Here is a 13,332-nt window from a genome sequence, read left to right as displayed (position 1 = left end):
GAGGGTGGATGCTATGAACAGGAAGGTTTTGCTGCTGATGGCGGCGAGTCAGGCCGCACTCTTCGGCGGGACCGGAGCAGCCAGCGCACAGACCACGCCGGTCGCGGCCCAGACGACACCGGCGAACGCGACGGACACGCAATCGTCGAGCGAGCTGCCCGACATCGTCGTCACTGCGCAGCGCCAGTCCGAGACGCTGCAACGTGCTGCCGCCTCGGTCAGCGTGCGCTCGGGATCGGATCTTCTGGCCGCGGGCAAGTTTGCGCTGAGTGCCATACTGGAGGACGTGCCCGGTGTCAGCGGCGGCGCCGCGGCGACCCCGACCGGCATGGCGGGATCGTCGTCGGGCAACGACTCGCCCGCCGCCGGGCTCACCATTCGCGGCATTCCGTCCAATTCCGGCGTCGGTGGATCCGCGACATCGATCGCGACGTCCGCCGCGATCTATGTCGACGGCATCTACAATGGCGTCGGCAGTTCGTACGATATCGACCGCGTCGAGATCCTGCGCGGTCCGCAAGGCACGCTATACGGCCGCAGCGCGACCACCGGTGTCGTCGTGATCAAGACGCGCGACCCGGCGCTCGGCATCGTCGAGGGCAACATCGCCGCAGAGGCCGGCAACTATGATCTCGAGCATTATTATGGCGCGGTGAACGTCCCCCTCGTGTCCGACGTCATCGCGCTGCGCGTTTCGGGCAATTACTACAGCCGCGACGGATATGACACGCATGACGTCGACAAGGGCGAGCTCGGCTATCGCGGCGGCGCGATGCGGAGCACCGATTTCCGCGCAAAAATGCTGATCGCGCCGACCAGCACCTTTTCGGTCCTGCTCGGCGTCGCCGGCCAGAACAACAAGATCTACAGCTCCGGCAATTCGATGAACCTGCAGGCCGACGGGACCTACGACAAGCTCTATGGCGACGTCGGGCCGGGCACCAACAAATTCCGCCAATATTGGGCGGAGTTCAATCTCGACCTTGGCGGCGCCAATCTAGTGTATATCCCGGCATTCCGCACATGGACGTCGAGCGCGTTGAATTACGGACGCGTGCCGGCCATCGGCCTGGCCGTCGATCAGGACATCTCCACGCCCAAGGACGAGTTCATGACGCACGAGCTTCGGCTCGCGTCGCAGCAGGGCGGCAAGCTGAAATGGCAGATCGGCGCGCTATATTATCAGAACGACCTGCGCAGCATCGTGAAGGCGACCGACGGCTATTCCGGCGCGCTGTTGTACAACTCCGACGTCGCCAAGAAAACGACCGCGGCCGGCGTGTTCGGCGAGGCCACATACGCGCTGGCCGACACCACGCGGCTGAACGCCGGGCTGCGCTACGATTACTCCAAGGTCGCGGTCGACCAGACCTATACGGCCAATCTCAACCTGTGCTGCGGCGGCCCGCTCGGTTCGACGACCTATGGCTATCCGGAGATCCTGCAAACCCAGACGCTGTCCGGTCAGGAGGGGAAACGGACGTATCGCAACGTCACGTACAAGGTGCGCCTCGAACATGACCTGAGCCCCCGAAACCTCCTCTATGCGCTGACGTCGTCCGGGTTCTCACCGGGCGATCTCAGCGTGACAACCGGCAGGACCGGCGCCCCGAGCGCGGTCGAGTTCAAGACCGAAACGCTGACATCGTATGAAGTGGGATCGAAGAACCGATTTTTCGGCAACCGCCTTCAGGTCAATGGATCCGCCTTCTACTATGTCTATGGCGGCTATCAGGTCGGCAACATCAACATCAGCGACATCATCGGGCTGACCGCGTTCACTGCCATCTCCGCCCCGGCCCGCGCCTATGGCGGCGAGCTGGAAATCTCCTTCCAGCCGACGCCGCGCGATCGCATCGGAATAAACTCGAGCTACACCAAGGCGTATTTCGTCGACAGGCGCGAACAAGCAGTTCCCGGCAGCACCAGGACCTTCGACTATTATTTTTCGCGCAAGGACATTCCGAACGTCATCCCCTTCCGGACTCAGGTCAATTACGATCACGACATCGACCTGTCGGATGGGTCGAGCATCACGCTGCATGGCGACGTTCGGTTCCTGAGCACCTTTTACTCGGCCCCACTCAGGCAGAACCTGGTGGACGGCGCGCTGGACGCCGCGCGCACGGGATCGCAATTCGTCGAGGACGTTACCGCAACATGGCGGTCGCGCGATAACCGGCTGTCGCTGTCGGCCTATGTCCGGAACGTCAGCAATAATCGGTACAACATCAATGCCGGGGTCAACCTGGCGGGCGTGAACGCGACCGGACAGGGCCTGATCGCGGCCACCCGCGAACTGTCCGATCCGCGCACATACGGCCTCGTTCTCAGCACGAAATTCTAGACCGCCACGAAACGGCGGCGGTCGAGCGCATCAATCGCAAGAGGAGATGATGGGATGATGGTTGCCAAGAAACGTGCCGGCATGCGGTTGGCGTGGCTGCCACTTCTGACGGGCGTGGCGTTGAGCACGCCTGCACCGGCCGCGACGAATACGCCCGCCGAGATCGTCAACGAGAACCTCGTCCTGGACTTCTACCGCGCGCTCGACGCCGCCAACGCGGCCGGGACCATGGCCCAGCAGGCACGACACATCGCTGAGCGCTACCTCAGTCCCGATTACATCCAGCATCGCGAGGGCGAGTCGGGACAGGGCACTGCGCGCGAAGCGTTTATCCGCAACGCCGAGGCCGTTCCTGCCGGCCCGCTTCCCCCCGGCATGAACCAGCCCGCCAGGCGCGTCGCGCTGATGGCCGACGGCGATCGCGTCATCCTGGTCACCAGCCGTGACGTTCCCGACGCATCGGGTCGCATCCGCCCGGTATTCCTCTTCAACATGTTCCGGATCGCGGGCGGTAAGCTCGCAGAACATTGGGATGCGATCCCCGCGCAGATCGGCAGCCCGCCACCAGATGCGCGGCCCATGCCCCGCTGACACTGGCATGACGCCCTCGGGCATCGGTTACGCATAGCTCTTCTCTGGGGCCCGGGCGCATCGTCCGGTCGGCGCGAAACGAGGGCAGATCCGCCCCTTGCGGGACGGGATGAGACCGGTTGCTATGGGAAGTTGGCGGAGAGGGTGGGATTCGAACCCACGGTACCCTCGCGGGTACGCCGCATTTCGAGTGCGGTACGTTCGACCACTCTGCCACCTCTCCGCAGGTCATCCGAAGCTCTGCGAACAGCGCCTCCGATCGGTCGAAGCGCGGCCTCTAATGAAGTGATCCTGGGGACGCAAGCGGATTTTGGCCCTGCGCGCACCGCTCGGCGCGTTTTCCTTGTGCGGCGCAAAACAGCCCCTAAATTGGCGGATATGCCCCGACACGATAGTATTGCCCACGACATCACCAGTCCGCTCGTCCCCGTCGAGGTGGTCGCGCCGCCGATCTCGCACGCGAATTTCTCGATCGGCGACGTCGTGCGCCACCGGCTGTTCGATTTCCGCGGGGTTATCTTCGACGTCGATCCGGTCTTTGCGAACAGCGACGAATGGTATGCGGCGATCCCCGAGGATATTCGGCCGTCGAAGGACCAGCCCTTCTACCATCTTCTCGCCGAGAACATGGAGTCGAGCTACGTCGCCTATGTCAGCCAGCAGAACCTGGTGCCCGACGATAGCGACGAGCCGGTCGACCATCCGGCGATCTCGGGCCTGTTCAGCGATTATGCGGACGGCCGGTACGCGCTGCGACAGGTTCACCGGCACTGAGGCGAATCGGACCGCTGGCAAAAGCCGGTTCCAGATCCGACGCGCGAGTCGGGCCTGGTCCGCCGTCCGTGCGGCGGAATAATTCCGCATCCGGGCCCTGACGATGCGACGGCAGGCGGACGACCTGCACCCTTAAACACCCCGTCGCCGCCCCTTCACGGTTGACAACGCCCCCCCCCTCGCTTAGCTGCCCGGCTTCTCCCGGCGGACCTTGCGTTCGTGGGGCACATGTATTTGGAAAGTGACAAGGGCCATGTTCGCAGTCGTGCGCACGGGCGGCAAGCAGTATCGCGTCGCCGCCGGAGATAAGATCGTCGTCGAAAAGATCGAGGGCGATGCAGGGGCGTCGGTGACGCTGGGCGATGTGCTGCTGGCGGGCGAAGGCTCGGAGCTGCGCTCGGTCGAGGGTTTCACCGTCGCCGCAGAGATCATCGCGCAGGCGAAGGCGGACAAGGTCATCGTCTTCAAGAAGCGTCGTCGTCACAACTATCGTCGCAAGAACGGCCATCGCCAGCAGCACACGATCCTGAAGATCGTGTCGGTCGGCGGCCACACTGCAAAGAGCAACGAGGGCGAAACCGCCCCGGCCGCTCAGGCATAAGGAGTAGCTTCAGATGGCACATAAGAAAGCAGGCGGCTCTTCGCGCAACGGTCGCGATTCGGCCGGTCGTCGTCTCGGCGTAAAGAAGTTCGGTGGCCAGGCGTGCGTCGCTGGCAACATCCTCGTGCGTCAGCGCGGGACGAAGTTCTACCCGGGCACCAATGTCGGCATCGGCACGGACCACACGCTGTTCGCGCTGGTCGATGGCCGCGTCGTGTTCAGCCAGGGCAAACTTGGTCGCAAGTTCTGCTCGGTCGAGCTGGCAGCGAACGACGTTGCCGACATGGCAGCAGCAGCCGAATAACATCGGGTAACCATCCGGGTTGCCCACCAGGGTGACCCGGGTCGCGAAAGCGAACCTGAACAAGGGAGACGGGTCACCCCGGCTCCCTTTTTTATTGCTCCCTCCCCCTCGCCTGTCGCTGCCCTGTCATTCGGACATGGCAGGGCGTCAGGCGCGATGCGTGAAGGAGAGAGCCGTGTTCGCGCGCACCAAGAGACTGACGTTGCGGCCAGGCTGGCCGGAAGATGCGCCTGCATTGGCACGGGCGATCGGCCATGAGTCGGTCATCGCCAAGCTGGCGCATGCGCCCTGGCCCTATACGCTGGACGATGCCGAGGCGTTTCTGGCGCAGCCGCGTGGCGCGCACGACCCCCATTTCCTGATCGAGACGATGGACGTCGGTACGCCGCGACTCGTCGGCGGGATCGCCATCCGGGCGGCGGAGGCGGGCCATGAACTCGGCTATTGGCTGGCGCCGGACGCCTGGGGTCGCGGCTATGCGACCGAGGCCGGCGTGGCGGTGGTGGCAATGGCCCGCCACGCTCTGGGCCTGCGCCGGCTGGACGCGTTCCACTTCGTCGACAACCCGGCGTCGGGGCGTGTGCTGGCGAAGCTCGGGTTCCGACCCACAGGTCGGATCGAGCCGCGGACCTCGCGCGGGCGCGGGGGCGAGGCGCCCGCGGTGATGTTCGAACTCGATCTCGATGACGATCGATGCGCGCCGATGCCGATGGCGGCGTGAGCCGCGCGCCTTTCCCCTGAGAGTACGACTCCACCCCGGCAAAGGCCGGGGCCCAGTTGGCATGGTCGTCGTAACGACGCGATGATTTCCGTCGGTACCGTCCCCCAGCTGGGCCCCAGCCTCGCCGGGGTGGTGCATCTGGTGACGGGGCGACTCCCCCCACCTCCCTTTGGCCCGCAAAAGCGGGGATCCCGAATCGGCAGGCATGGTTGCTTTCCCCACGGAAACCTCCAAACAGGGATCAACATTCTTTACTTACAGCGATGTAAATAGGTTCCCGTCCCGTGACGTCACCACCGCGCAAGCGCCTCTCCCCCACCGAATCGCGTGACGCCGCCGTCGAGGCCGCGCGCGCGCTGCTCGTCGAAAGCGGCCCCAGCGCCGTCACCTTGAAGGCGGTGGCGGGCCGGATCGGGCGGACGCACGCCAATCTGCTCCACCATTTCGGCTCGGCGGAAGCGCTGCAGACCGCGCTGATCACGCGGATGGCGGCGGATATCGTCGGCACGATCGGCGCCGCGGTGCTGCGGGTGCGCGCGGGCGAGCTTGATCCGCGCGAAGTCGTCGAGATGACGTTCGACGCGTTCGGCAAGGGCGGTGCGGGCGCACTGGCAAGCTGGATGATCCTGTCGGGCAATACCGACGCGCTCGACCCGATTCTGACCGCGATCCACGATCTGGTCGACGAACTCGCCGAGGGCGACATGCCCGGCGACCAGCCGATCCAGGACCAGACGCTGACGCTGGTGTTGATGGCGCTCGGCGACGCACTGATGGGGGCGCCGATGGCCCGCGCGCTCGGTTTGCCCGCGACCAGGGCACGCGAACTCGCGCTCGACGCACTGCTCGCGAGCAAGGACGCCGCCGCCTGCCCATCGGGCTGAGCGTCACCGAATCGGAACCCGAATCGCAGACACTGGCGATTTTCGCCAATTTCGCTATGGGGCGGCGATGCATTTTCTAGACCAAGCCAAGATCTACGTCCGTTCGGGTGAGGGCGGCCCCGGTGCCGTCAGCTTCCGGCGCGAGAAATATATCGAATATGGCGGCCCCGACGGCGGCAATGGCGGCAAGGGCGGCGACATCGTGTTCGAATGCATCGCCGGCCTGAACACGCTGATCGACTTCCGCTACACGCAGCATTTCCGCGCACCACGCGGCTCGGGCGGATCGGGCTCGAACCGCACCGGCGCGGGCGGCGAGGATCTCGTGATCCGCGTTCCGCTCGGCACGCAGGTGCTGTCGGAGGACAAGGAAGAGGTGCTGATCGACTTCACGCAAGTCGGCCAGCGCGAAGTGCTGTTCCGCGGCGGCGACGGCGGGCGCGGCAACGCCAGCTACAAGACCTCGACCAACCGCACCCCGCGCCAGCATGGCACTGGCTGGCCCTATGGCGAGGCGTGGGTCTGGCTGCGGCTGAAGCTGCTCGCCGATGCGGGTCTTGTCGGGCTGCCGAACGCGGGCAAGTCGACCTTCATCAACCAGGTGACGAACGCGCAGGCCAAGGTCGGCGAATACGCCTTCACCACCACCCGGCCGCAGCTGGGCGTTGTGCGCCACAAGCAGCGCGAATTCGTCGTCGCGGATATTCCGGGGCTGATCCAGGGTGCTGCCGAGGGCGCGGGCATCGGTGACCGCTTCCTCGGGCATATCGAGCGGTGCCGGGTGTTGCTGCATCTCGTGGATGCGAACGACGCGGACGTCGCCGAATCGTACCGGATCGTGCGCGACGAGCTCGAGAACTACGGCGAGGGGCTGACCGACAAGAACGTCATCGTCGCGCTCAACAAGATCGACATGCTCGATGCCGAACTGATCGCGGCGTTGTCGGCAGAGCTGGCGGAGGCCAGCGGCGCCGAGGTCATGGCGATCTCGGGCGCGAGCGGTGCCGGGATCGAAGCGGTGCTCGACAAGCTGATCGGCGCGATCGGCCCGGCCCCCGGCGCGGCGAAGGACCTCGAAGAGGGCGAAGTCCCGGTCGCATGGTCGCCGCTGTAGGCCAACGATCGGTACCGCGGTGGATGCCAACGTGCTGATCAACGAGCGTATCCGCGAAGAGCGGCGACGCGGGCGTAGCGTGATAAGAGGGAGCAGTGATGTTTCCACCTTCGTCCTGCGCGCGGCTGATCGTGAAGATCGGCTCGGCGCTGCTCGTCGATCCCGACGGCAGCGTCCGACGCGACTGGCTCACGGGCCTCGTCGCCGATATCGCCGCGCGCACCAGCGAGGGCCAGCAGATCGCGATCGTGTCCTCCGGCGCGATCGCCTTGGGCGCACGCCGACTCGGGCTTTCGAAGGGAGGCCGCGCAAGTCTCGAGGACGCGCAGGCCGCCGCCGCCACCGGCCAGATCGCGCTGAGCCAGGTCTGGGCCGAATTGCTCGCCGCGCAGGGACTCAACGCCGCGCAGATGCTCGTCACGCTCGACGACCTCGAGGACCGCCGCCGCTATCTCAACGCCGCCTCGACGCTCAACCGCCTGCTGTCGCTCAAGGTCGTCCCGGTCATCAACGAGAACGACAGCGTCGCGACCGAGGAAATCCGCTTCGGCGACAATGACCGCCTCGCCGCGCGAGTCGCGCAGGCGGCCGGTGCGCAAGGGGTGATCCTGCTCTCCGACGTCGACGGGCTCTACACCGCCAACCCGCACACCGACCCGTCCGCGACGCATATCGCCAGCGTCCCCCGGATCGACGCGGTTGCGGGCATGGCGGACGACGGGTCGGGCTCGGGCATGGGCTCGGGCGGCATGGCCTCGAAGATTGCCGCGGCGCGGATCGCGACCGGCGCCGGCATCCCGCTGGCGATCGCCTCGGGCCGGGTCGCGCATCCGCTCTCCACCCCTGCCCGCCACACGCTCTTCACCGCCGAACGCACCGCGTCGGCGCGGAAAGCCTGGCTGGCGGGCGGCCTGACCGCGAAGGGTGCGATCCATGTCGATGCGGGGGCGGCAGCCGCGCTCGGCCAGGGCCGGAGCCTGCTCGCAGCCGGCGCGACCCGGATCGACGGCGGGTTCGCGCGCGGCGACCTGGTGACGATCGAGGGGCCTGCGGGCACGATCGCGCGCGGCCTCGCGGAATACGACGCCGCCGACACCGCACGCCTGCTCGGCCGGCACAGCGACGATCATGCGGCGATCCTCGGCTACGCGCCGCGGTCCGCGCTGGTCCACCGCAACCATCTGGCGCTGCTGTGATCGGCCGCGCTCTGTTCACCCCGGGAACGCGACCATGATTCTGGCCATCACCGGCGGCACGGGGTTCGTCGGCAGCCACCTTATCGACCATGCGCTCGAGACCGGCCACACGATCCGCGCGCTCGCCCGCAAGCCGCAGGCCAAGCGGACCGGCGTCACCTGGATCGAAGGCGCGCTCGATCGCCCGATGAGCCTGGGCAAGCTGGTCGAGGGCGCGGACGTCGTGATCCACGTCGCGGGCGTCGTCAACGTGCCCGATCGCGCCGCTTTCGCCGCGGGTAATATCGCGGGCACCGAAGCGATCCTGAAGGCGACCCGGCTCGCCGGCATCCGCCGCTTCGTCCATGTCTCGTCGCTCGCCGCGCGCGAGCCAGCGCTGTCCAACTATGGCTGGTCGAAGGCCGAGGCGGAGACGCGCGTCGAAGCATCCGGGCTCGACTGGACAATCGTCCGCCCGCCCGCGATCTTCGGTCCGCGCGATCATGACCTGCTCGACGTGTTCAAGGCCGCCAGGTCGGGCTTCGTACCCGTGCCGCCGGTGGGCACGCGCATCTCGCTGCTCTATGTCGAGGACCTGACGACGCTGTTGCTCGCGCTCGCCGAGATCCCTGCCGCGCCGTCGATCATGGAGCCCGATGACGGCGTCGCGACCGGCTGGGACAATCGCGATTTCGCGCGCGCGATCGGCACCGCGGTCGGCAAGTCCGTCCGCGTGATGCCGACTCCGCGCGCGCTGATGCTGCTGGCCTCCGCCGCGGATCGCCTCGTCCGCGGCAAGAAGGCGCGACTGACGCGCGACCGGGTAAGCTATTTCTGCCACCCCGACTGGGTGTCGCACGCGCCGCCCCCGCCTGCGCTCTGGACGCCCGCGGTCCCGACCCCACAGGCGCTCGCGCAAACCGCCGCATGGTATCGCGCCGCGGGGCTGCTATAGCGCCGAAAAGCCGCCGCAATTTCCTGTCAGGAATGGTGGCGACACCGAAGGAATTATCATGAGCGACCGCCAGCAGATCTACGACACCGTCACCGCGCAGATCGAGCCCTTCAACAAGAAGGGCGTCGCGCTGACCGACGCGACCACCTTCCAGGGCGATCTCGAATGGGACAGCCTGACCGTCATGGATTTCGTCGCCGCGATCGAGGACGAATTCGACATCATCATCACGATGAACATGCAGGCCGAGATCGAGACCGTCGGCCAGCTGGTCGACGCGGTCGCGAAACTGAAGGCCTGACCCCATTGCCGTTCGTGCCGAGTAGGGATCGAGCGTAGTCGAGAGCCCGTATCGAGGTACATGTCCTTCGATACGCCATCTCGACAAGCTCGATGACTACTCGGGACGAACGGCTTGAGGCGTTATCAAATTCCAACCTCTTGGAACCGAACATGACCGAAGCCGCCACCACCGCCCACGCCCTCCCCCTCGACGTCGCCGAGGTCGCCCCCGAACACGACCTGATGTCGAAGTTCGACGGCCTCATCGCCGAACGCGAGGCGCTCGTGCGGTCCGGCGTGCGCAACCCGTTCACGATCGTGATGGACGAGGTGAAGTCGCCGACCGAGGCGGTGATCCGCGGCAAGGACACGATCCTGCTCGGCACCTATAATTACATGGGGATGACGTTCGACCCCGACGTCATCCAGGCCGGCAAAGACGCGCTCGACGCGTTCGGGTCGGGCACCAATGGCAGCCGGATGCTCAACGGCACGTTCCACGACCATGTCGACGTCGAGCAAGCCCTGCGCGAGTTCTACGACGTGACCGGCGCGATCGTGTTCTCGACCGGGTACATGGCCAATCTCGGGATCATCTCGACGCTCGCCGGCAAGGGCGAATACGTCATCCTCGACGCCGACAGCCACGCCTCGATCTACGACGGCTGCAAGCAGGGCAATGCCGAGATCGTCCGCTTCCGCCACAACGACGTCGCCGATCTCGACAAGCGGCTCGGCCGTCTACCCAAGGAAGCCGGCAAGCTGGTGGTGCTCGAGGGCGTCTATTCGATGCTCGGCGACATCGCCCCGCTGAAGGAGATGGTCGCGGTCGCCAAGAAGCATGGCTGCATGGTGCTGGTCGACGAAGCGCATTCGATGGGGTTTTTCGGCCCCAACGGCCGCGGCGTGTACGAGGAGATGGGGCTGACCGACGAGGTCGATTTCGTTGTCGGCACCTTCTCGAAGTCGGTCGGCACGGTCGGCGGCTTCGTCGTGTCGAACCACCCCAAGTTCGAGATGGTCCGCTTCGCCTGCCGTCCCTACATCTTCACCGCCTCGCTCCCCCCCTCGGTCGTCGCCACCGCCGCGACCTCGATCCGCAAGCTGATGACCGCGCACGACAAGCGCGCACAGCTCTGGAAGAACGCGCGGGCGATGCATGCGGGCCTCAAGGCGATGGGCTTCAAACTCGGCACCGAGACGTCCGATTCGGCGATCATCGCGATCATCCTCACCGACCAGGAACAGGCGATCGCGATCTGGCAGTCGCTGCTCGAGGGCGGGCTGTACGTGAACATGGCGCGCCCGCCGGCAACGCCCGCGGGCACGTTCCTGCTGCGCTGCTCGCTCTGCGCCGAGCATACCGACGCGCAGGTCGCGACGATCCTCGGCATGTTCGAGGCCGCGGGCCGTGCCGTCGGGGTGATCGACTGACCCTCGATCCTCCCCCCCCGGGGGAAGGATCGGACAGGCCGGCTGCGTTAAAATTGACATCATTGCGCAGGGGCAACGACTCGCTAGGATGGGACGGTGATGCGCAGCGAGGCCCAGACCGCAGCCCTGGGGGGCGGAGCGACCTGGCGGACTATCATGCTCGTCGTGATGGGGCTGCTCGGCGCGGCGGTGCTCGTCGCGATGATCGTGACGCTCGGCAGCGCCAACCGCCAGCGCGACCAGGCACTCGACCTGCAAGCGCATAGCTATGACGTGATGATCCTCGCGCGGACGCTGTCGGGGACGATCGCGCGGTCGGAGGCGTCGCTCGGACGCTACGTGATCAGCGGCGACAAGCAGCTCGGCCAGCTCTATTTCGACGAATGGGTACTTGCCGGATCGCAGATCGACCGTCTCGACCGGATCACCGGCGACAATCCCGAGCAGCAGACCCGGATCGACCGGCTGCGCGCCGCCTATGATGCGCGCGGGCGCGAACTGTCGCTGACCGCGCTGAACACGAGCTACGGCAAGAACAGCCAGGCGCTGGCGCGCTATTACCAGGCGCGCAAGGCGCCGACGCTCATCGAGATCAACGCCACGCTCGACACGCTGATCGCCCGTGAACGCGCGCTGCTCGACGAGCGGACTGCGAGCGCGATGGGGTCGGTCGATCGGTCGAGCCGGGTTGCGGGCGTGCTGGCGGTGTTCGGCGTGCTGCTGGTGCTCGGCGCGATCCTGCTCGGCTGGTTCACGATCCGCGCGGTCGGCGAGCGCGCGACCGCGCTGGCCGACGCCGAGCTTGAACGCGAGCGCGCCGCCGAGCTGACTGCCGCGGTCGCCGCCGCCACCGCCGAACTGCGCGTGCAGGAGGCCAAGCTGCGCCAGATCCAGAAAATGGAGGCGGTCGGCCAGCTAACCGGCGGCATCGCGCACGACTTCAACAACATGCTGGCGGTCGTGCTGGGCGGGCTGGAACTCGCGCGGCGGAGCATCGGTGCCGATCATGCCGACGCACGCCGCCACATCGACAACGCCACCGAAGGCGCGAACCGCGCGGCCGCGCTGACCCGCCGCCTGCTCGCCTTCAGCCGCGAGGATTCGCTAAAGCCCGAATCGATCGACGCCGCTGCACTGGTCGCGGGCATGTCCGACCTGCTCGACCGCACGCTCGGCGATGCGATCACGCTGATCGCGCGCGCGGAGACGCCGGGGGGATGCGTGCGCGCCGATCGAGTCCAGCTCGAGAACGCGGTGCTCAACCTGGCGGTCAACGCGCGCGATGCGATGAACGGCCGCGGCACGCTGACGATCGCCACCGGCACCGCAACGCTGGCGGCGGGGCAGGTCGGCCAGTGCGCGGCGGGCGCATATGTCACGATCAGTGTAGTCGACGATGGCTGCGGGATGACGCCCGACATCGCCGAGCGCGTGTTCGAGCCGTTCTTCACCACCAAGGACGTCGGCAAGGGCACGGGTCTCGGGCTCAGCCAGATCTTCGCGCTGGTACAGCAGCTGGAGGGAGAGGTCGCCATCGCCTCGACGCCCGGCGAAGGCACCGCGGTCACGCTCTACCTCCCCCGGACCGCCGACGCCGTGGCCGTGGCCGTGCCGTTGCCCGCGTCCGTGCTTCCGGTGTCGACCAACGTCGCACCGGCCGCACCGGCGGCGGCAATGCTCGACATCCTCGTCGTCGAGGACGATCCGCGCGTGCTGACCGCGACGATCGGCGCTCTCGAGGAGATCGGCCACCGGGCGATCGCCTGCGACGATCCACTCGCCGCGCCCGCGCTGCTCGCGGCGAACCCGACGATCGGGCTCATCATCTCCGACGTGCTGATGCCGCGGCAGACGGGGCCCGAGATGATCGCAGCGCTCAGCCCACTGTATCCGCATATCGCCGTCCTGTTCGTCACCGGCTTTGCGGGCGAGGTGAATGTCGCGCAGTTCGGCGGGCATGACGTGCTGCGCAAACCCTTCACGCTCAACGGGCTTGAACGCGCGGTCATCGCGGCGTTGGCAGCGGAACGCGCCCCCTCCCCCGCGCAGCACGAGCGGATCGCGGCGGAATAAGGGCTTGGCGACGTGCAATCCATTGCGGTGCGATTGGGGATGACGCCTCGGCTGCGCCCCCCTATACCCCTTCGACC

The 13,332-nt window shown here is 66.7% G+C and carries 13 protein-coding genes and 1 tRNA gene; 13 read left to right on the top strand and 1 reads right to left on the bottom strand.

Translation table 11 applies throughout. The features are described 5' to 3' along the window. Positions 1-13 precede the first annotated feature (13 nt). On the top strand, positions 14-2,347 hold the full coding sequence (locus tag ASE79_RS12935) for a TonB-dependent receptor (protein WP_056417053.1): 2,334 nt from the start codon (positions 14-16) through the stop codon (positions 2,345-2,347). Between the two features lie 54 nt (positions 2,348-2,401). Further along, a complete protein-coding gene (locus ASE79_RS12930) occupies positions 2,402-2,938 on the top strand; it encodes a nuclear transport factor 2 family protein (RefSeq protein ID WP_056417049.1) in 537 nt (178 codons plus the stop codon). Between the two features lie 133 nt (positions 2,939-3,071). Here the strand turns inward: ASE79_RS12930 and ASE79_RS12925 are convergent. Next, positions 3,072-3,161 (bottom strand) — tRNA-Ser (locus tag ASE79_RS12925). A 155-nt stretch (positions 3,162-3,316) separates the two neighbouring features. On the opposite strand from ASE79_RS12925, the gene hspQ reads away from it, so the two are divergent. From hspQ to ASE79_RS12870, 11 genes are all read left to right on the top strand, one after another. Further along, entirely contained in the window at positions 3,317-3,712 is a 396-nt protein-coding gene (hspQ, locus tag ASE79_RS12920; RefSeq protein ID WP_056417366.1) for a heat shock protein HspQ, read from the top strand. Between the two features lie 253 nt (positions 3,713-3,965). Continuing rightward, entirely contained in the window at positions 3,966-4,313 is a 348-nt protein-coding gene (rplU, locus tag ASE79_RS12915) for a 50S ribosomal protein L21 (protein ID WP_056417047.1), read from the top strand. Positions 4,314-4,326: 13 nt separating this feature from the next. Then, positions 4,327-4,617, top strand: coding sequence for a 50S ribosomal protein L27 (gene rpmA, locus ASE79_RS12910; protein WP_056417044.1), 291 nt, complete (start codon positions 4,327-4,329; stop codon positions 4,615-4,617). A 175-nt stretch (positions 4,618-4,792) separates the two neighbouring features. After that, positions 4,793-5,338: a GNAT family N-acetyltransferase gene (locus tag ASE79_RS12905; RefSeq protein ID WP_235516917.1), complete on the top strand. Its 546-nt coding sequence runs from the start codon at positions 4,793-4,795 to the stop codon at positions 5,336-5,338. 284 nt (positions 5,339-5,622) lie between these two features. Beyond that, entirely contained in the window at positions 5,623-6,222 is a 600-nt protein-coding gene (locus ASE79_RS12900; RefSeq protein ID WP_056417041.1) for a TetR/AcrR family transcriptional regulator, read from the top strand. Between the two features lie 67 nt (positions 6,223-6,289). Beyond that, complete coding sequence (gene obgE / locus ASE79_RS12895) at positions 6,290-7,336, top strand: GTPase ObgE (protein ID WP_056417038.1); 1,047 nt, start codon at positions 6,290-6,292, stop codon at positions 7,334-7,336. A 98-nt stretch (positions 7,337-7,434) separates the two neighbouring features. Then, positions 7,435-8,532, top strand: coding sequence for a glutamate 5-kinase (gene proB, locus ASE79_RS12890; RefSeq protein WP_056417035.1), 1,098 nt, complete (start codon positions 7,435-7,437; stop codon positions 8,530-8,532). Positions 8,533-8,566: 34 nt separating this feature from the next. Further along, entirely contained in the window at positions 8,567-9,466 is a 900-nt protein-coding gene (locus ASE79_RS12885; RefSeq protein ID WP_056417032.1) for an NAD-dependent epimerase/dehydratase family protein, read from the top strand. Between the two features lie 58 nt (positions 9,467-9,524). Continuing rightward, positions 9,525-9,767, top strand: a complete 243-nt coding sequence (locus ASE79_RS12880; RefSeq protein WP_056021671.1) for an acyl carrier protein — start codon at positions 9,525-9,527, stop codon at positions 9,765-9,767. A gap of 152 nt (positions 9,768-9,919) precedes the next feature. Further along, the gene (gene spt / locus ASE79_RS12875; protein ID WP_056417030.1) at positions 9,920-11,182 is read left to right on the top strand and encodes a serine palmitoyltransferase; all 1,263 of its coding nucleotides are present in this window, start codon (positions 9,920-9,922) and stop codon (positions 11,180-11,182) included. A gap of 99 nt (positions 11,183-11,281) precedes the next feature. Further along, complete coding sequence (locus tag ASE79_RS12870; RefSeq protein ID WP_056417027.1) at positions 11,282-13,255, top strand: ATP-binding protein; 1,974 nt, start codon at positions 11,282-11,284, stop codon at positions 13,253-13,255. The last annotated feature ends 77 nt before the right edge of the window (positions 13,256-13,332 follow it).

The sequence above is a fragment of the Sphingomonas sp. Leaf28 genome (assembly GCF_001421685.1).
In the GTDB taxonomy this organism is placed as follows: Bacteria; Pseudomonadota; Alphaproteobacteria; order Sphingomonadales; family Sphingomonadaceae; genus Sphingomonas; species Sphingomonas aurantiaca.
The sequence above is the reverse complement of the archived record's forward strand: the minus strand, read 5'-3'. Positions and strand labels throughout refer to the sequence as shown.

Excerpts from the sequence above, each read along its gene's own strand:
- ASE79_RS12870 (WP_056417027.1), top strand. The coding sequence starts at position 11,282 with ATGCGCAGCGAGGCCCAGACCGCAGCCCTGGGGGGCGGAGCGACCTGG.
- ASE79_RS12935 (WP_056417053.1), top strand. The coding sequence starts at position 14 with ATGAACAGGAAGGTTTTGCTGCTGATGGCGGCGAGTCAGGCCGCACTC.
- ASE79_RS12930 (WP_056417049.1), top strand. The coding sequence starts at position 2,402 with ATGATGGTTGCCAAGAAACGTGCCGGCATGCGGTTGGCGTGGCTGCCA.
- obgE (WP_056417038.1), top strand. The coding sequence starts at position 6,290 with ATGCATTTTCTAGACCAAGCCAAGATCTACGTCCGTTCGGGTGAGGGC.
- rpmA (WP_056417044.1), top strand. The coding sequence starts at position 4,327 with ATGGCACATAAGAAAGCAGGCGGCTCTTCGCGCAACGGTCGCGATTCG.
- hspQ (WP_056417366.1), top strand. The coding sequence starts at position 3,317 with ATGCCCCGACACGATAGTATTGCCCACGACATCACCAGTCCGCTCGTC.
- ASE79_RS12885 (WP_056417032.1), top strand. The coding sequence starts at position 8,567 with ATGATTCTGGCCATCACCGGCGGCACGGGGTTCGTCGGCAGCCACCTT.
- spt (WP_056417030.1), top strand. The coding sequence starts at position 9,920 with ATGACCGAAGCCGCCACCACCGCCCACGCCCTCCCCCTCGACGTCGCC.
- proB (WP_056417035.1), top strand. The coding sequence starts at position 7,435 with ATGTTTCCACCTTCGTCCTGCGCGCGGCTGATCGTGAAGATCGGCTCG.
- rplU (WP_056417047.1), top strand. The coding sequence starts at position 3,966 with ATGTTCGCAGTCGTGCGCACGGGCGGCAAGCAGTATCGCGTCGCCGCC.
- ASE79_RS12880 (WP_056021671.1), top strand. The coding sequence starts at position 9,525 with ATGAGCGACCGCCAGCAGATCTACGACACCGTCACCGCGCAGATCGAG.